Annotated in this window: 12 protein-coding genes; 6 read left to right on the top strand and 6 right to left on the bottom strand. The window is 37.7% G+C overall.

All coding sequences use genetic code 11. The annotated features are described in order from the left end of the window. The first annotated feature begins 73 nt into the window (after window positions 1-73). Together ACFSQP_RS05465 and ACFSQP_RS05460 are read left to right on the top strand one after the other, a co-directional pair. Window positions 74-988: a M28 family peptidase gene (locus ACFSQP_RS05465; RefSeq protein WP_376892402.1), complete on the top strand. Its 915-nt coding sequence runs from the start codon at window positions 74-76 to the stop codon at window positions 986-988. Window positions 989-1,002: 14 nt separating this feature from the next. Beyond that, on the top strand, window positions 1,003-2,778 hold the full coding sequence (locus ACFSQP_RS05460; protein ID WP_376892401.1) for a MutS-related protein: 1,776 nt from the start codon (window positions 1,003-1,005) through the stop codon (window positions 2,776-2,778). Between the two features lie 481 nt (window positions 2,779-3,259). On the opposite strand, the gene ACFSQP_RS05455 is transcribed toward ACFSQP_RS05460, so the two are convergent. Further along, window positions 3,260-5,386 carry a S46 family peptidase gene (locus tag ACFSQP_RS05455; RefSeq protein ID WP_376892400.1) on the bottom strand — a complete coding sequence of 709 codons (2,127 nt, stop codon included), beginning with the start codon at window positions 5,384-5,386 and terminating at the stop codon, window positions 3,260-3,262. Between the two features lie 129 nt (window positions 5,387-5,515). Here ACFSQP_RS05455 and ACFSQP_RS05450 point away from each other — a divergent pair, with 129 nt between their 5' ends. Beyond that, the gene (locus ACFSQP_RS05450) at window positions 5,516-6,658 is read left to right on the top strand and encodes a methionine aminotransferase (RefSeq protein WP_376892399.1); all 1,143 of its coding nucleotides are present in this window, start codon (window positions 5,516-5,518) and stop codon (window positions 6,656-6,658) included. Window positions 6,659-6,668: 10 nt separating this feature from the next. After that, window positions 6,669-7,448 (top strand): amidohydrolase, encoded by a 780-nt coding sequence (locus ACFSQP_RS05445; RefSeq protein ID WP_376892398.1) that lies wholly within the window; start codon window positions 6,669-6,671, stop codon window positions 7,446-7,448. Here ACFSQP_RS05445 and ACFSQP_RS05440 read toward each other — a convergent pair. Then, the gene (locus ACFSQP_RS05440) at window positions 7,435-9,045 is read right to left on the bottom strand and encodes an Ig-like domain-containing protein (RefSeq protein ID WP_376892397.1); all 1,611 of its coding nucleotides are present in this window, start codon (window positions 9,043-9,045) and stop codon (window positions 7,435-7,437) included. The two genes, ACFSQP_RS05445 and ACFSQP_RS05440, sit on opposite strands and share 14 nt — an antisense overlap. 49 nt (window positions 9,046-9,094) lie before the next feature. After that, window positions 9,095-9,772, bottom strand: a complete 678-nt coding sequence (locus ACFSQP_RS05435) for a ComF family protein (RefSeq protein WP_376892396.1) — start codon at window positions 9,770-9,772, stop codon at window positions 9,095-9,097. Window positions 9,773-9,926: 154 nt separating this feature from the next. Between ACFSQP_RS05435 and ACFSQP_RS05430 the strand changes: the two genes are divergently transcribed. Together ACFSQP_RS05430 and ACFSQP_RS05425 are read left to right on the top strand one after the other, a co-directional pair. After that, window positions 9,927-10,811 (top strand): hypothetical protein, encoded by an 885-nt coding sequence (locus ACFSQP_RS05430; RefSeq protein WP_376892395.1) that lies wholly within the window; start codon window positions 9,927-9,929, stop codon window positions 10,809-10,811. Between the two features lie 62 nt (window positions 10,812-10,873). Beyond that, entirely contained in the window at window positions 10,874-12,415 is a 1,542-nt protein-coding gene (locus ACFSQP_RS05425) for a glycine--tRNA ligase (protein WP_376892394.1), read from the top strand. Between the two features lie 107 nt (window positions 12,416-12,522). Here the strand turns inward: ACFSQP_RS05425 and ACFSQP_RS05420 are convergent, their stop codons facing one another. The 3 genes from ACFSQP_RS05420 to ACFSQP_RS05410 are packed head-to-tail and all read right to left on the bottom strand — an operon-like array spanning window position 12,523 to window position 19,964. Next, window positions 12,523-14,487 (bottom strand): heavy metal translocating P-type ATPase, encoded by a 1,965-nt coding sequence (locus tag ACFSQP_RS05420; protein WP_376892393.1) that lies wholly within the window; start codon window positions 14,485-14,487, stop codon window positions 12,523-12,525. Between the two features lie 12 nt (window positions 14,488-14,499). Next, on the bottom strand, window positions 14,500-15,648 hold the full coding sequence (locus tag ACFSQP_RS05415; RefSeq protein WP_376892392.1) for an efflux RND transporter periplasmic adaptor subunit: 1,149 nt from the start codon (window positions 15,646-15,648) through the stop codon (window positions 14,500-14,502). A gap of 11 nt (window positions 15,649-15,659) precedes the next feature. Then, the gene (locus tag ACFSQP_RS05410) at window positions 15,660-19,964 is read right to left on the bottom strand and encodes a CusA/CzcA family heavy metal efflux RND transporter (RefSeq protein ID WP_376892391.1); all 4,305 of its coding nucleotides are present in this window, start codon (window positions 19,962-19,964) and stop codon (window positions 15,660-15,662) included. Window positions 19,965-20,008 lie beyond the last annotated feature (44 nt).

Here is a 20,008-nt window from a genome sequence, read left to right as displayed (position 1 = left end):
AAAGTGTTAATTCAGTTAAAATCCCAAGCATTGTCTTGGGATTTTTTGTTTCTTTATGGTTTATTAGAACCTCATGAAACAGCTCTATTTTATTTTTATTCTTGTTGTTGCTGGACTCGCTACGTGGAGCTCCAATGCACAAATAAACCAATCGTTTGCTTTTAATGATAATAGCTTACTACAGCATGTAAAGGAGTTGTCCTCCGATACCTATCAGGGCAGACGCTCCGGAACAGCGGGTGTAACTTTAGCTAAAAATTATATCATTGCCCAGATACAGGCTTTAAATGTATTGCCATTAACAGCCAAGTATGAGCAACCTTTCCAATTTATTGATGGCCGAACAAAGTATTCGGCAGTTAACATTCTAGGAAAAATAGTGGGAAGCCATACGCCAGATAAACACATTGTTATTAGTGCGCATTACGACCATGAAGGAATTAAAAACGGCCAAATATACAATGGAGCGGACGATAATGCCTCGGGCGTTAGTGCCTTGTTAGCCTTTGCAGAATATTTTAAAACCCACCCGCCTAAACATTCTGTTATTTTGGCGTTTTTTGATGGTGAGGAACTAGGTTTACAAGGTGCTGAATTTTTTGTTAACAATCCTGTTGTTTCGCTGCAATCCATAGTGTTAAATATTAACTTGGATATGATTTCAAGAAATGATAAGCAAGAGTTGTATGTTACGGGCATTCAAACGCATCCAAATTTAAAAAAGGCCTATGCCAAAAGAGACAAAATAACCGGCATACATGTAATTGCTGGCCACGATGGAACCGACGGAAAGCAGGATTGGACTTTGTCTTCAGATCATGCGCATTTTCACTTAAATGGCATACCTTTTCTATATTTTGGTGTGGAAGATCATGAAGATTATCATAAACCTACAGACGATTTTGAAAACATTCATCCAGAATTTTATAAAAAAGCAGTTCATAGCATCATAAGTATCTTTAAACAAATAGATGCTAGCACCTTTTAAAGTTTCCGATTTCAATGATAACCGAACCAGAAATTTACTACAAAAAGCAACACGCCACACATCAGGATGCTGTAAAAACATACAACAACAAGCTGTTTAAGTTTAGCATGTTGCGTTTAGCTGTTTTTTTAGCCACGGTTGCCGGCGTGTACGGCACCTTTCAAAATTGGCAAATAGCCGCAGGCATAGGTTTAATGGGTTTAGTTATCTTTCTGTTTAGTGTATCTAAATACACCGATATTAAATACCAACGCAATTTGCATCAGGCATTGGTAACTATAAATAAAAATGAATTGGATATAGCCTCTGGGAATTTTCATAATAGAGAAACGGGTATGGCGTTTCAAAACCCAGCTCATTTTTACAGTCTAGATATTGATTTGTTTGGCGTAGGGTCTTTTTTTCAATATGTAAACAGAACAAGTATACAAGAAGGCACTAAAACCCTAGCCCAAGCTTTAAATGCTAACGATATTGCCCATGTGGAAACACGTCAAAATGCTATTAAAGAATTAGCCCAAAAGCCAGATTGGCGTCAGCATTTTTCAGCGGTTGCTAGCCTGATTCAGGTAGAAACACCTGTAGCAACCATTGTAAATTGGTTAAAAAACCACGAGCTGTTTTTGCCTAAAGCTATAAAGTGGCTACCCACCGTTTTTAGTATATTGTCCGTTGGCGTTATTATTGGTGCCATAGGTGGTTTACTACCACCCGCCCTTTTGGCTTATTGGTGTTTGTTAGGGCTTCTTATTACTGGTATTTATTTGAAAAAAATAAACAAATTAGCGCATAATACCGATCAGGTAAAAGACACCTTTAGGCAATACGCCAGTTTGTTGCGTAATATTGAAAACGAACCATTTACTGCCAGCTTGTTAAAAGAAAAACAACAGCAAATAGCCTTAAATGAAGAAAAAGCTTCCAATATTTTTGCCAAATTTTCCAAGTATTTGGATGCCTTGGATAACCGTAATAACTTTATTTCGGCCATTTTAGGAAATGGATTTTTTCTAATCGATTTAAAAAATAGTTATAAAGTTGAGCAATGGATTGCCGCATATCATGAAATTGTAGAACATTGGTTTGAAGTAGTGTCTTTTTTCGATGCTTACAATAGTCTTGCTAATTACGCTTTTAACCACCCAAACTATGTGTTTCCAACCATCGTGTCCAATAATAATATTACTATGGAAGCCCAACAGTTAGGGCATCCGTTGTTAGACGCCAAAAAACGAGTGGCTAGTGATGTAACTATAAACAAGCAGGAGTTTTTTATTGTAACAGGGGCCAATATGGCAGGAAAAAGCACCTTTTTACGAACGGTTTCTTTGCATATTATTATGGCCAACGTGGGTTTGCCAGTTTGTGCTGCATCCAGTAAATATAAACCCATAAAGCTTATTACTAGTATGCGCACTACCGATTCGCTAACCGATGATAGTAGCTACTTCTTTTCGGAACTAACGCGCTTAAAATTTATTGTAGACGCTATTCAAAAGGAGCCTTATTTCATTATTCTAGATGAAATTTTAAAAGGCACAAATTCTACTGATAAGGCTATTGGGTCTAAAAAATTTGTAGAAAAATTGGTGGCTTCTAATGCTACGGGAATTATTGCAACTCACGACTTAAGTTTGTGCGCCATTGAAGCCGAATTAGAACCCGTAACAAATTACTATTTTGATGCCCAAATTATCAATAACGAACTTTACTTCGATTATAAATTTAAAAAAGGTATTTGCCAAAATATGAATGCAAGTTTTTTATTGCAGAAAATGGAAATTATATAACTAATTTGTAACACCCATTTTAGTAATGCTCTGTAAGACAATACAGGTATCGTCTTAAAACTAAAAAGCTTTCTACATTGTCATTTACCTAACTAAAGTTTAAAAAGTTTTGCATGTCTGTAAATAACTACACACATAATGGTATGGATTTAACTAGTTTAAAAGATAAAGCCTACTAGGCCTTTAATTATAATTAATGGCACGCGTTTGTTCAGAAAGTTTTGGCCAAGTTTAAGCAGGATATCCATCACGAAACCATATAATTACAAGCTACTTGAAACAAGTTGCTTACAATAAGATTTAGTAAAGCCAATTGTTTGCATGCTTGCATTTAGCTTTTAACAGTCTGAAATTTAGTCAGCGTATGTTTTACCTTTTGGAGAGTGCTGTTGGTTTTAATGATTTGTTTGAAAATAAAAAAGCCTTACAATACCGTTATTTCGGGATTGTAAGGCTTTTTTAAGATTTCAGAATTATGCGGTTAGTTTTTGCGTTTTTTATTCTTTTTAGTTTTGCTTTTTCCTGTTTTTGGGTGTACCAAAGTCATTTCATCAATTAAATGTGTGGCGCCCGCATATTTGTCGATTATAAACAAGATGTAACGCACATCTACCATAATGTTTCGGCAAATTTCTGGATCGTAATTCATATCGCTCATAGTGCCTTCCCAAACACGATCAAAATTTAAACCAATTAAATTACCATGGGCGTCAATAGCCGGGCTTCCGGAGTTTCCGCCGGTTGTATGGTTGGTACCTAAAAAGCACACTGGTACTTTGCCGTTGCTATCGGCGTATTGGCCAAAATCTTTGGCTTCGTATAAGTCAATTAGCTTTTGTGGTACATCAAACTCATAATCGCCTGGAATGTATTTTTCCATAACACCATCTAAATAACTAACCGGATTGTAATAAACGGCATCTCTAGGCGAGTAACCATGAACCTGGCCATAGGTAACACGTAAGGTACCGTTAGCATCTGGAAAATAGCGTTCGTCTGGAAGAGCCGTCATAAGGGCGGTCATGTATTCTGTTTGAAGTGCTGAAATTGCCGCATTTTTTTGTTGAAACGAAGCATTTAAACTGCTGTAAAAGTCTGCAATAAACGGTTTAGCATAGCTGTAGGCTGGATCGTTGTTTAGTTTGGTAATAATAGCATCTGCCGAACCTTCAAAAAGGTCTAACGCGCTTTCCAAATTGGTAAAAGCAGTTGTATTATAAATGTTGGCGTTTACCGTATTGGTATAAAAGGGCATTACGTTTTCAAAAACACCTTTATCCACCGTTACGTCGTAGTTTTTATGAATACCTTCTAATAATCCAGTAATATAAGCTTTATTATCTTCAAGACTTTCAGGGTTGTTTTTAAGCGCTTGTTCCACTTGGTAGGCTCTAAAAGCCATGGTCATTAACTCGTTTGTTACCAAAAACACTTCTATAAAGTTTCGGCGTTTAATGTTTGTAGCAGAAAAATCTTTGTACCGTTTATCAAATTCCGGAAGAATGTGTCCGTATTTTTCTTCTAAATCTTTTTCTTTTAAGGCCTTGGTAAAGCGTTCTTCAAATTCGCGTCGTTTTTCAACTGCTTTACTTTTTTTAATCCCTAAATTTTCGCCAATCCATTTTTTCCAAGCATTGGCAATTCGGGCCTGTTTAGATGCATATTTAATACGCACTTCGTCACTGGCTTTCATATTGGCATCAATAACCTTTAAGGCAGCCTCACGAATGGCAATATTACTAGGGTTAAATTCTTGCGTTATATGCTCGATAGCTACAGCTGGCAAATATTCGTCTGTGGTTCCTGGGAAACCAAAAACCATGGTAAAATCGCCTTCCTCTATGCCGTCCAAGGATACGGGTAAGTAATGCTTTGGTTTGTAAGGAACGTTATCTTTGCTGTAGGCAGCTGGTCGGTTATTTTTGTCGGCGTAGATTCTAAATAAGGCAAAATCGCCCGTGTGTCTTGGGAATACCCAGTTATCTGTGTCGCTACCAAATTTACCAATACTTGATGGTGGTGCTCCTACCAATCGAATATCGTTGAAGCGCTCGGTTACAAACAAGAAATATTGATTTCCTTTGTAAAAGGCCTTCACTTTGGTGTCTTGCCAAGCTTCTTTTTTAACGGTTTCTTGTAGTTTATTACTGTTTTTATCGACAGCCGATTGTCTTTCGCGCTCTGTCATGTTTTCTGTTACACCCGCAAGTACTTGGTCTGTTACGTCTTCAATGCGTACTATAAATTCAATAAAAAGGCCTTCATTTGGTAATTCGTCTTCCAGGTTCATAGCCCAAAATCCGTCTTTTAAATAGTCGTTTTCTAACGAAGAGTGCGATTGAATTTGCCCAAAACCACAGTGGTGGTTTGTTAGAATTAAACCTTTATCGGAAATGACCTCGCTGGTGCAGCCACCATTAAAATGGCCAATAGCGTCTTTTAAACTGGAATTGTTAACATCGTAAATGTCCTTGGCTGTTAATTTGCTACCCAAAGCAGTCATTTCGTCTTCATTCATGCCTTCCAATAACGAAGGAATCCACATGCCTCCCTGTTGCGCGGAGGCCTGAAAAACAATAAAAAGTACTAATAATCTGAATAATTTCATGGTGTCATAATTTAGAATGCTTCAAAGATAAAAAAAGTTATGCTTTAAACTTTTACTTCGGTGGTTTTACTTGCGTATTTAACGGTCTGTTGTCTGTAATTGTGCTATTATCTTTCTATATTTACTAACATGAAACACAGGTCCAAACTTCCGCAGGTAGCAACAAGTATTTTTTCGGTAATGAGCGCATTGGCCAATGAGCATGGTGCTATAAATTTATCGCAAGGGTTTCCTAATTTTAAAAGCGACCAGAAGCTAATAGATTTTGTAAATCTTGCCATGAATTCGGGGCATAACCAATATGCACCCATGGCAGGCAATATGGAATTACGTCGGGCTATTTCTAAAAAATTTGAATTAGTATATGGCAGTAGTTATCATCCCGAAACAGAAATTACGGTTACGGCAGGTGCTACCCAAGCTATTTACACTATTATTTCGGCTTTTATCCATCCACACGACGAGGTAATTATTTTTAAACCCGCTTATGATTGTTACGAGCCCGCTGTGCAAATAAATGGCGGTAAAACGATAGCCATTCAAATGCACGGAGCTAATTATGCCATTAATTGGGATGAAGTGGCAAGTAAGATTTCAGCTAAAACCAAGTTAATAATTATAAACACGCCGCACAATCCTAGCGGTACTGTTTTATCTGAAAACGATATGCAAAAACTGCAGGCCTTAACTGCGGGAACAGATATCCTTGTGCTAAGTGATGAGGTTTATGAACATATGGTTTTCGATAACTTGAAACACCAGAGTGCCTGCTTGTTCCCCGATTTAAAAGCACGTAGTTTTATAGTGGCTTCATTTGGTAAAACATTCCACAATACAGGTTGGAAGCTAGGCTACTGCTGTGCGCCAAAAGCTTTAATGTCTGAATTTCAGAAAGTACACCAATTTAATGTCTTTTCAGTAAATAGTGCGATGCAAAAAGGTTTGGCAGACTATTTAAAAACACCCAGTCATTATTTGGATTTGGCTCATTTTTATCAAGAAAAACGCGATTATTTCTTACAGTTAATAAAGGATTCTAGATTTTCCGGTACGCCCGCTGCAGGCACGTATTTTCAGGTACTGGATTATACTAATATTTCTGAAGAATCTGACGTAAGTTTCGCTAAAAAAATAACTATTAAAAATGGTTTGGCAGCCATACCGATGTCTGTGTTTAATATTGGAAATAAAGACCATAAAGTGCTGCGTTTTTGTTTTGCTAAAACCAATGAAACACTAAAAAAAGCCGCTGCTATTTTAAACCAATTATAAGCCTTAATTTATGAATACAGATTTACATGTTGCCATTATACAAACGCATTTAGTATGGGAAAACCCCGAGGCTAATCGCGTACATTTTGAGTCTAAAATAAATAGTATTAAAAAGCCCTGCGATTTAATTGTATTACCTGAAATGTTTACGACAGGCTTTACCATGAACGCAGCTGCCGTAGCCGAAAGCATGACAGGTAAAACAGTTGCTTGGTTAAAAAAAATGGCCAAAGAAAAACAAGCTGCCATTACGGGCAGTGTTGTAATTGCCGAAAATAACCAATATTACAACAGAATGTTATTTGTGTGCCCCAATGGTACGGTACACATTTACAACAAACGCCATTCGTTTTCTTTGGTGGGCGAGGAAAAAGTGTTTACGTCGGGTAAGGAGCAAGTGGTAGTAGCTTATAAAAATTGGAAATTGTGTTTGCAAATATGTTATGATTTGCGTTTTCCTGTGTGGTCCAGAAATACAACAGATTACGATGCCTTAATTTATGTGGCCAATTGGCCCAAGCCACGAATAGCCGCTTGGGACGCCTTGCTGAAGGCACGAGCTATTGAAAATATGTGCTATTGTATTGGCGTTAACCGCGTAGGCGAGGATGAAGCTCAAAACGACTATTCGGGGCACTCCACGGTTTATGATGTTTTAGGAAATAATATTTCGCCAATAAGACCACACAAGGACCATATTGAAATTGTAACACTGGATAAAAAGCATTTAGCGCGCTACCGCGAGAAACTTAACTTTTTAAGCGATAGGGATCGTTTTAAAATAATGTAAACTCGTAAATCATTTCAAAATTAGCCCGGATATCTAGCTTTTCTTTGTAATAACTAATGCGCTCCGGTTGTTGGTTTTTTAAGAAATTACCGGTATCGTATTTTTTATTTTCGTTGGTATCATACACTACCCGCAAATAAAATTCACCTGTTTTAAGATGTCTAAAATCTATGGGCTCGGGATTGCGGCTGTAGGCTTCAGCAACAACAACACCTTTATTATCTGTAATTTGGGCTATAACAGGATATGTAGCATTTTTAAGAATAACCCTTACGTTGCCATAATCGGCGTATTTTTTTGTGGTTAATTTATAATTTAGCGTATCGTTTGTAGCATCGAAAAAATCGGTTAGCGCTTCTGGTAAAATTTGAATGGCGTAGCTGTTACTTTCTGTTTTATCAAATTTTAAGGCGTAGCGGTTTTCCAACGAATCTAAAGTTACCTTAAAAGCTACTGCAACGGAGTCTTTATCTAAAATTCGTACTTTGTTGCGGTCTAAATTAGTAAACGGTACGGTGTTAGTTAGTTTAAAATCTTCGGTAAAATTTATAGTGCCCGTTGGTTCAGCTTGAACATTCATACTGTCCCGTTTTTGTTCGCTTAATGGCACCGCAAAATGCGCCTTATAATTATTATTGGTAACCTGAAATAGTAGCGAATCGGTTTCTAAACGTGGTTTGTACCAGTAGTAAAGTGTATCTGCTTGGCTATCTTTTGTAATGCGATGCTGAAAAGTGTTAGGCACATCCGATTGGACTTGTATTTGCATCTCTTTATAGTTCCCTTCATAGGCAAAAGCAATTTTCTCGCCAGATACGAGTCGTGGATTTATAACACGAGGCTCCAGCTCTTCCGAAAATAATTTTAAGGTAAATTGTTCTGCAGAGTCTACCGGAACCGTAATAAAGCCCTCTTGAAAGGCTATTTTGTCGGTTTTTGGTTGAAATTGATAATCTTGATTGGCATCTTTTAAGGCTATTAATTTATAAGTGCCAGCTTTTAGGTTTTGTAAGGTAAATGTGGTTGTACTGTCCAGCGTATTGGTTACGTATTTGGGCTTTTTATTGTAAATTATAGAGTCGTTATACATGCTATCCACCTCGTAAAGCATAACAGAAACAAAGTTGTCTGGTGCTCTTAAGGTGGCGTCTTTAATTAAGCCTTTTACGGAAAGAGAATCTATATAATTACCCGTAGAAAACACATAAGTGTAGTAAGAAAAGGGGTTTTCTTCGTTATTGTCTACAATACTGTTTCCAAAGTTGAAGGTGTAGGTTGTATTAGGAGCCAGTGTATCCTTTATTTTTATTTTAATGTATTTACTGGCACTGGACATGGGTGTTACCTCGGGAGCGGGATCCATGGGTGGCGATACGATAAGTTGCTTGCTTAAGTTTTTTATTTTAATGTATTCATCAAAATAAATTCTAATTTCATTACCCGAAAAATTGGTGCTATAATTATCTGGAACTTCTCGCGTTATCGTTGGTGGTAATATATCTTTATTGCCGCCACTTGGTGTACCGCGATTAGCACAACTGCTAATAACTAACCCAGCAATAAGAACAAAAATAACATAGAAACCTGTTTTACGCATGCCGCTTTTTTATGCAAAGAAACAATTTTTTTGCCATAAAATATGTGCTTTACGCTATTGCCATGGCAGCGACACTTATTTTAAGGTTGTTATTTTTTAATAATACGGTGCCACAGGCTTCCATGGTGGCGCCAGTTGTAATAATATCGTCTACAAGTAGTACATGTTTTCCTGCAATTTTGTTCAAATTTGTAGCCTTAAAAATTTCTGAATTGTTGAGCCAACGCGTAATTCTATTTTTGGTTACTTGCGATGAGGTGTTGCTAACTTTTATAAGCACATCGTCTGTAAAATTGGCCTCTAAACTTTTGGCTATTTCTTGGCCAAATTTTGTAACCTGATTGTAACCGCGCTTGCGTAATTTATTTTTGTGTAACGGAACGGGTATTACCACATCTACAGTTTGGTAAGCTGGAATTTGTTTCAGTTCTGTTCCCAGCCAAGCGCCTAAAAAAGTACCCACTTCCTCAAAACCGCGGTATTTTAAATTATGTATAAGTTGTTGTACCATACCTTTTTTTTCGAACCTAAAAAGAGCCGTGGCATGTTGTACAGGCAAACGCCCATAAAAAACTTTTAAAACACTATCGTCGTTGTTAAAGTGGAAGTTTGTAACAGGGAATTGATGTCTGCAATTGGTACAAGCAAATTGCTCGTTGTCGCCTAATAAGGCATTGCAAGCATAACATACTTTAGGAAAACATAAATTTAAAAAGTCGGTTAGCATACTAATTTATTTGTTTTTGGCTGATAAACAGCGTATTAGATTAAGCTTGTTTTTCGATCTTTTTTCAGGGTTTTAACAGTTTTTTTATCGTTTTATCGATTAAAAGTTACGAAATAAAAACTTAATTCTAATTTTGAATTAGAATTCAATTAAAATGATAGTTAACCCTCAATTATTTAACTACAGACTTATTATTGGATCATTACTATTGGCACTCACAATTTTAGGGGCCTACTGTGTACATCATTTTGTAACACTTGAAGCGAAGGAGCAAGTAATGAAACAAGAAGTATATCTTGTTCAAAAAGAGCTGTCTAGGATGCTCATGCTCTACGAAAAATCGGAGGCCGAACTGCTAAAGGTTACCACAGATTTGCAACTTGTAAATTCCAAAAAGAAACGTTTAAAAGATTCATTAAAAACGGTTGCTTTATCGGCGTCTTCTGGTTCTAATTACAATACGGAAATAAGCGTTTTATTGGAAGAGCGCAAGCAACTTTTTAATAAGTTAACCAGTGCTTTAAAGGCCAATGATGCCCAAAAGTACGCCGCACAAGCATTACAAGAAAATCTGGAAGTGCAAGCACTAGAAATTAACCAACTAAACGCCCAAAATAAGGAGTTAAAAGCCTTTGTGAAAAAGATGTCTGTGTTAACTATTAATAACCTGCAATGTACCGCCTATACACTAAACGGGAATGGTGCAAGAGAGGTTAGTGTTACCGCCAGCGAGGTGAATAATTTTGAAGTCTGCTTTATGGTTTTAAAAAATCAGTTTACGGCAGAAGGTAAAAAAGATTTGTACCTTCAAGTTTTAAATCCTGAAGGCTTTATTGTATCCAATAAAGGTAAAATTTTGTTTAACGACGAAGAAATCCCCTACACTGGTAAAACAAGTATTAATTACAAGTGCGCCAATGTTTCTGTGTGTTCTAAAATTACGCTTAATGGCAAGGAAAAATTAGTGAGTGGTACGTATTCGGTGGCTGTTTTTCATGATAATGCCATGTTAGGTACCACCAAAATTGTTCTGAACTAAAAGCCTTAAAATCTTTTTGTAAAACCGCTCATTTAGTTGACGCGGTTTTTTATTTTTGTAGCATGGCAAATAACGACGATCAATTCAAGAAAGTAATCTCTCATGCAAAAGAGTATGGTTACGTGTTCCAGAGTAGTGAAATTTACGATGGATTAAGTGCAGTTTACGATTACGCACAAAATGGTGTAGAACTTAAAAAAAACATTCGCGATTACTGGTGGAAAGCCATGGTGCAAATGCATGATAATATTGTGGGCGTAGATGCGGCAATATTTATGCATCCTACTACCTGGAAAGCTTCGGGGCATGTAGATGCCTTTAACGATCCTTTAATTGATAATAAGGATTCTAAAAAACGCTACCGCGCCGATGTTTTAATAGAAGATTATTGCGCCAAAATTGAAGCAAAAATAGATAAAGAAGTCGCAAAAGCAGAAAAGCGTTTTGGTGAGGCCTTTAATAAAGAAGAATTTATAACTACAAATCCGCGGGTGGTTGGTTATTTTGAAAAAATTCAAACCATATTAACACGCATGGGCAAATCGCTAGAGGCTGAAGATTTAGCAGATGTGAAAGCCCTAATTGAAGAACTGGAAATTGCCGATCCGTTAACAGGCTCCAAAAACTGGACAGACGTGAAGCAATTTAATTTAATGTTTGGAACAAAACTTGGCGCATCAGCAGAGCATGCCATGGATTTGTACCTGCGTCCAGAAACGGCACAAGGTATTTTTGTTAACTTTTTGAATGTCCAAAAAACAGGACGCATGAAAATACCGTTTGGAATAGCCCAAACAGGTAAAGCCTTTAGAAATGAAATAGTAGCCAGACAGTTTATTTTTAGAATGCGTGAGTTTGAACAAATGGAAATGCAGTTTTTTATTAAACCAGGCACGCAAATGACATGGTTCGACTACTGGAAAGAAACACGCATGAAATGGCACCTATCATTAGGTTTGGGGCCAGAAAATTACCGTTTTCACGATCATGAAAAATTAGCGCATTATGCTGATGCCGCAACAGATATTGAATTTAAATTTCCATTTGGGTTTAAAGAGTTGGAAGGCATTCACTCGCGAACAGATTTCGATTTGAAACAACACGAAGAATTTTCGGGTAAAAAATTACAGTATTTCGACCATGAAGATAATGCGAGTTATACGCCTTATGTTTTGGAAACTTCTATAGGTTTAGACCGTATGTTCTTGGCCGTTTTCTCCAATGCTTTAGTAGAAGAAGAATTAGAAAACAATACCACCAGAACCGTATTAAAATTACCAGCAGTTTTAGCGCCTGTAAAAGCAGCTATTTTACCATTGGTTAAAAAGGATGGGTTACCAGAGGTGGCACGTCAAATTTTTGACGATTTAAAATGGGATTTCAATATGGATTACGACGAAAAAGATGCTGTAGGACGCCGTTACAGAAGACAAGATGCTAACGGAACACCATTTTGTATAACAGTGGACCACGATACGCTGGAGGACCAAACGGTAACCATCCGCCATCGGGATACCATGGCGCAAAGCCGGGTGAAAATTGCCGATTTACGCGATATTATTAAAAAAGAAGTCGACGTGAAAGAGTGGTTAATGCGTATGTAACCCGTTTAGGTACTTAAAAAACCCAATACAGATTAAAAAACCCAAGTAACTAAATTGCTTGGGTTTTTTAATTAATAGTATTAAATCTGAAAAAAGTAGAAAATTAGCTAATCTTCAGTATAAGCTAACAAACGCAGTGCATTTATTACCACTACAATGGTTGAACCTTCATGAAATAATACGGCAAGGCCAATATTGGTTAGTCCCAAAATAGTTACTGGTACAAGAATAGCAACTACGCCCAAACTGATAAAAATATTTTGATTTATAATACGTTTAGACGCGCGACTTAAGCCAATAGCAAAGGGTAGCATTTCTAATTTATCGGACATTAATGCCACGTCTGCCGTTTCTAGTGCTACATCGCTTCCGGCAGCACCCATGGCAATGCTTACGGTGCTTAAGGCCATAGCGGGTGCGTCGTTTACGCCGTCGCCAACCATAGCTACTTTATTATTGTGCTTTAATAGGGTTTTCATGGCTGTTACTTTATCTTCGGGGAGTAAATTACCCCGACTTTCGGTTAAGCCAATTTGTTGGGCAATAGCTTGGCCAACACGCTCGTGGTCGCCGGTAAGCATAATCATGTTTTTAATGCCTATTTTTTTTAAGCGCTGAAGGGTTTTAGCCGCTGTTTTTCTAGGGACATCCATAACACTCACCAAACCTACAATGTCATTTTTATAGCCAACTAACATAACGGTTTCGCCAGCCTCTAACTGGGTATTAATTTGGTTTTTTACTGCTTCAGAAACTGTAAGATGTGCATCTTCCATTAACTTGGTGTTACCAATATATACTGGTTCATTTTTATAGGTAGCCTGGATGCCTTTGCCCTGAACAGCCTTAACGTTGGCGGCTAAATTAGCAGATACTAATTGTTCTTTTTCTTTTATGGCTTGTGCAATGGCTTTTGCTAACGGATGGTTGCTCAATTTTTCTACTTCAAATAGCAATTTTAGCAGCTCCGATTTATCGAAATTTTGAAAGGCCATTACTTCTTTCAAACTAGGTTTTCCTTCTGTTAAAGTACCTGTTTTATCGAAAGCTATGGTGGTAACACTGCCCAAATCTTCCAAGGCTTTTCCGCCTTTAATTAGCACACCACGTTGGGCCGCTCGGGCAATGGCACTTAAAACAGCACTTGGCGTAGAAATGGCTAAAGCACACGGACTAGCCGCCACTAAAACTGTAATAGCCCGATATAAGCTTGCCTCAAAAGATTCGGGTATAATTACAAAAGCAAAGCATAAAATGGTAACCACAGCAATGACTATGGGCACATAAATTTTTTCAAATTTTTTGGTGCGCCTTTGGGTAGGCGACTTTTGGGTTTCAACGTCGTTAACCATCCGGATAAGGCGCGACACAGTGGAGTCTTTAGTTAGTTTTAGAACACGTACTTCTAACGCGTTATCGCCGTTAATAGTGCCAGAAAAAACGAGGTGTTGCTTATCAATTTCTGAAAAAGAGGGAATTTGTTGAAGATCTGGAAATGCTGTTTTATCAACTGGCATACTTTCACCAGTAATAGGCGCTTGATTAACCGTGCTGGCGCCTTTTATAATTACCCCGTCGGCAGCAATTTTGGTATGCGGCCTAACTACAATAACATCGTTAAGTGCCAACTGTTCAATGGGGATTTCTTTAAGCGCCTCACCGTTTTTTAGTAGGGCTGTTTTAGCCGATAAGTTACTAAGGGCTTTAATGGATTTTGTAGCTTTATTTAAAGCGTAATGCTCCAGCGCATGCCCTAAACTAAATAAAAATAACAACAAGGCACCTTCTGCCCAACTACCAATATAGGCAGCACCAAGAGCCGCTGCAATCATTAAAAAATCGATTTCAAATAAACCTTTGCGCAGTTTAGTGGCAGCCTCCATGGTTATAAAATAACCGCCAAAAACATAGGCTATTATATAAGCAAGTAGCGGTATAACCGGTGTAACAGTACTCCAAGTGGCTAGTATGAAGCCCAGCAGTAAAAATAAACCGCAAAGGAGAGAAAAATATAACTCCGTTCGTTTGCCTAGTATTTGGGTGCCGTGGGTGTGGTTATGATGTTCTGGCATATTGTAATATAGTTAGTGGCTATGGCCGCCTTCACTTTCGTTAAGAAGCATAGCGGTTCCTGTAATTATTAGTTGCTGGTTAATAAGGTTTTCAGGGTTTTGTATTTCGGTAAAATCTTCTGTTTTTTTACCCGTTTTTACAGCGGTTTTTTTAAACTCGAAACCGTTAGGTGTTTGAGCTTTTAAAACCAGTACGTACTGACTGCTGTTAGCTTCTATTATGGCTTCGTTTGGCAGTGCCATAGCGCTAATTTGATTGGTGAAAATTTCAGCTTCTACAAACATACCAATTATATAGTTGGTTTCCGAATTTGTTATTTTACCCAATACTGGAACCCGTCTGGTAGTTTCGTTAATGGTGGTGCCTACCACATGAACTTCTGCTTCATACTTTTTTTGAGACGCTTCGGGAATACTAAATACTATTTTCTGTCCTTTTTTGATTTCCATGATATCTTTTTCAAAAACCGAAAGTGCTACATGTACTTCCGCTGTGTTTACAAGCTCCATAATGACATCGCTATCTGAAACGTATTCTCCAGCACTTACATGTATATTGGATACAAAACCCGACATAGGTGCATAAATGTTTATGGTAGGTGTTATGTTTCCGGCTAAAATGGCTTTCGGATTAATACCAAGCATGGTTAATTTTTTATAAAGCCCATTGTAAAGTGCTAAATTACTCTTGTAAGTGCTTTCTGCTTTTAGGTAGTTTTTTTCTGAAGTTATCTTTTCGTCAAACAATGTTTTTTGGCGTGTATATTCGTTTTTTAAATAGCTTAATTGCTCTGCTACCTCCAAGAACTCTTGTTGCAACGCCACATAGGCGGTATTTTCTAAACTTACTAAAAGCTGGCCTTTGGTAACTTTGTCGCCAACCAAAAGTGGGGTTTTAGTTATGTAGCCGCCCATAAATGTGCTAACACGTGTTTTATGTTGTGGCGGAACATCTATGAGGCCATTTACAGTAACACGCTCGTTAAATACCTGTTCAGAAATGTTACCTAAGGTCATTCCTTCGTTTTCAAATTGAACGGTTGAAATAGTAATTTCATCTTCGTGAGGCACCGTTGCAGCTGGTTCCGTTGTGCTCTTTTCGGTCTGGCCGCAGGCTGTAAAGAGAAGTAAAAGAGCTGCTAAAATATATAGTGATTTCATTTTGTTACGTGTTATAAAGTTAAATTATTTAAAGTAATAATTGTTTGGTTGTAATTGTTTAACTGGGTTAAATAGTCCATTTCCATATCTTTTGCGGTTTCCACGCTTTGGATATATTGAAAGAAATCTATTTCGCCTTCTTGAAACGATCTATTTGCTGTTTTAATTATGGCTTCTTGGAGCTGTTTCCCCTGGGTTTCGTAATATGTTATAGCCGCTTGGTGCTGTTCCAATTGCGCGAGAAGCCGTTGATACTCGCCTTTTAATTTTGTTTTATAATCTGCTTCTTGCATACTTACCGCGGCCTCGGCAATTTTGGAGGCTTTAATTCGTGCGGTATTGCCAGAGAAAAATAGGGGAATTTTTAAGCCAATTTGATAGCCTTGAATATTGGAATTGAGCGTGCTATTACTGCCTACAAAATACTCGGCAGAAATATCTGGCAACAAGGCCTGTTTTTCTTTACTATGTAAGGCTTTGTAATAATTTTTAGAGTCCTTAAAATAGCGTAATCCTGGATTTTCTTCGGAAGGAACTAAAGCCGTTAACGTTAGCTTTTCTAAAGGTGTATTTAAAGTATGTAGCGAATCGGTTTGAACTAGTTTTTTTAGTTGCTCGGTTGCAATTAACACGGCTTGTTGTGCTTGTAAAAAACGCGTTTCCATTTGTTTGCTTTTTGAGACAGCTGTTATCATTTCCAGATAATTGCTTTCGCCCAACTCAAAGCGACGCTTGGCATGTGCAGTAAATTTTGAATATAAGCTATCTAAATACTGATAGGTTTTTACTTTATTTTTAGCGTAACTTAAGGTGTAAAAGCTTGCATAAACTGACCGCTTAAGCTTTAATAATTCGATGTTGTTTTCGGAATCTTTTAAGGTATACGCGGCTTTATTGACACGTTTTTCTGCGAAATAGCGTGTGGGAAATTGAAAGTCTTGCGATACACCAAAAATCTTTAAAGGTTCGTTATTAATGGCCAGATTATTTTCGTCGAAGGTGTAATAAATAGTTGTTTTATCAAAACTGAATGCGCCAGCAATACGAGCATCTACTTCATCCAACTGTAAACCAGCTGCTTTCAATTGCGCATTATTAGCGAGTGCTAATTGCCATACTTGTTGGGCATTTAATGGCGGTTGTTGAGAAAACCCAGACCAAGAAAGTAGTAAAATAATAACTGTTATAAAGGGTGTTTTCTTCATTTTAATAGTTCTTTTTTCTTCAATCCAAGCGTATAAAACGGGTAGGACCACAAGTGTTAAAATAGTGGCTGTAACCAAACCGCCAATAACAACGGTTGCTAAAGGGCGTTGTACTTCGGCTCCAGCATTTGTAGAAACTGCCATGGGTAAAAACCCCAGCGCCGCTGCAGATGCGGTAAGCAATACCGGGCGTAAACGTTCTGTGGTGCCGCGTTTTATTCTGGTTTCTATATCTGTTATTCCTTGGTTTTTTAGGTCTTTTAAATGTTCAATAAGCACAATACCATTTAATACAGCAATACCAAAAAGCGCAATAAAACCAACGCCAGCAGAGATGCTAAACGGTAAATCGCGGAGCCATAAAAGTAAAATTCCGCCAACAGCTGCCAGCGGTATGGCCGAATACACCATAAGCGCATCTGTTACAGAATTAAAGGCAAAGTAGAGTAGGACGAATATTAAAATTAAGGCCACGGGAACCGCTACTAGCAAGCGATCTTTGGCACTTTGTAAATTTTCAAATTGGCCACCGTAGGTTATGGTGTACCCAACCGGCAGTGGTACTTGGTTTGTAATGCGTGTTTGGATATCGGTAACCACAGATTGCAGGTCTCTGTTTCTAACATTAACACCAATAACAATACGGCGTTTGGTATCGTCTCTAGATATTTGTGCCGGTCCTGTGGTATAGGAAATTGTAGCTACTTCATGCAATGGAATTTTTCCACCAGAGGGCAAATCTACGTACAGATTTTGTAGGTCGCTAATATTTTGTCTGTGCTGTTCATCTAATCTAATGGCTAAATCGAAACGTTTTTCACCTTCAAAAATTTGTCCAACTACATCGCCCGCAAACCCCATAGACACTATTTTGTTTAAGTCGGCTATATGTAATCCATACCGGGCAATTTTAGATCGGTTGTAATTAACGCTCATTTGTGGTAGGCCTTCTACTTTTTCAACAATAATATCCGATGCGCCTTCTACATCGTTAATAGCTGTTTTTATGGCATCGGCGGTAGTGGCGAGTACTGCTAAATCGTCGCCAAAAATTTTAATAGCCACATCAGCACGCACACCGGTAATGAGTTCGTTAAAACGCATTTCAATAGGCTGTGTAAATTCAATTTCCATATTTGGAATAACCGCTAGTGCTTCTTTAAATTTTTCGGCAAGTTCATCTTTATTAGAAGCAGACACCCATGTTTTTATGGGGTTTAGTTTAATAATAACGTCACTTTCTTCCATAGACATGGGATCGGTAGGAACTTCGGCAGCACCTATCCGACTTACCACTTGGGCTACTTCAGGGAAATTATCTAGTAATATACGTTCAATTTTTGTGGTAATTTCAATAGTTTTACTCAGGGAGGTTCCTGTTTTTAAAACCGGTTGAATTACAAAATCGCCTTCATCTAAAGTCGGTACAAATTCGCCACCCATTCTACTAAATATAAAACCACTAATTAGTAAAAGCAGCACAGCAGTGCCTATAACAAGGCGTTTGCTATGTAAGGCCCAGTTTATAACAGGTTGGTAGGCGGCTGTTAACCAGCTCATAAGTTTTACAGATATGTTTTTTGGCGATGGACTGGTTGGTTTTAAAAATAATGAAGAGGCTACAGGTACATAGGTTACGCATAAAATCATGGCACCAATTAAAGCAAAACTAAACGTCATGGCCATGGGTTTAAACATTTTACCTTCAATACCGCTTAATGATAAAATTGGAATAAATACGATAAGGATAATAAGCTGTCCAAAAATGGCGGAATTCATCATTTTAGAGGCGCTTTTTAGGGTAATACTATCTATTGCTGCTTTGGAAACGGTTTTTAGTTTGGCACTTTGGGCTGTGATTTGGAAAGCAATAAATTCTACTATAATCACGGCGCCGTCTATAATAATGCCAAAATCGATGGCGCCTAAACTCATTAAATTAGCATCTACGCCAAAAATATTCATAAGTGAAATAGCAAAAAGTAAGCTTAATGGAATAACCGATGCAACCACTAGTCCCGAACGCCAATTTCCGAGTAATAAAACGACTACAAAAATAACAATGAGTGAGCCTAGAATTAAGTTTTCGGCAACGGTAAAAGTGGTTTTATCTATCAATTCGCTTCGTTCTAGAAAGCCATTAATATAAACCCCTTCTGGTAGTGTTTTTTGAATGTTGGCTACGCGCGCTTTTACGGCATCGATAATTTTTTTGGAATTACCGCCTTTTAGCATCATTATTTGGCCAAGTACTTTTTCGCCTTCACCATTTCCGGTAATAGCACCAAACCGGGTGGCATGGCCAAAACCTACTTGTGCGACATCTTTTATGTAAACGGGTGCGCCATCGTTTTTTACAACAATGTTCTCGATATCCTCTAGGTTGGTTATTAAACCTTCACCACGAATAAAATAGGCTTTATTTGTTTTTTCAATATACCCACCGCCAGCTACACTATTATTTTTTTCTAGAGCCTCGTAAATTGCTGAAATAGGCATGTTCATGGCGGTTAATTTTTTCGGATTAATAGCCACTTCATATTGCTTTAAAAATCCGCCCCATGTATTTACTTCAACAACACCGGGGATTCCAGATAATTGCCGTTTAACCACCCAGTCTTGAATGGTACGTAAATCTGTAATGGTGTATTGGTTTTTATATTCAGGTTTAACATCCAGAATATATTGGTATATTTCGCCTAAACCCGTGGTTATGGGACCCATTTCTGGTGTGCCGAAACCTTCGGGTATTTTTTCGGAAGCCGATTTAATTTTTTCAGCAATAAGTTGCCTTGGTAAATAGGTGCCTAACGCATCATCAAAAACGATGGTAACTACTGAAAGTCCGAATTTTGAAACCGATCTAATTTCTTGAACACCCGGTAAATTAGCCATTTCTAGCTCTACAGGATAGGTAATAAATTGCTCTACATCTTGCGTGGCTAAATTGCGCGATGTGGTAATAACCTGTACTTGGTTATTGGTAATATCTGGAACGGCACCAATAGAAATTTGGGTAAGCGAAACAATGCCAAAACCTACAATGGCAAGCGCTCCCAACAGGATAATCAGCTTATTTTGTAAGCTGAATTTTATAATGTTTTGTAACATAATTCATTTTAAATAAGGTTGCTAGCTTTGCATGTGTATGAAAA

Origin of the sequence: Bizionia sediminis, from assembly GCF_042684585.1 — a bacterium.
In the GTDB taxonomy this organism is placed as follows: domain Bacteria; phylum Bacteroidota; class Bacteroidia; order Flavobacteriales; family Flavobacteriaceae; genus Algorimicrobium; species Algorimicrobium sediminis.
The sequence above is the reverse complement of the archived record's forward strand: the minus strand, read 5'-3'. Positions and strand labels throughout refer to the sequence as shown.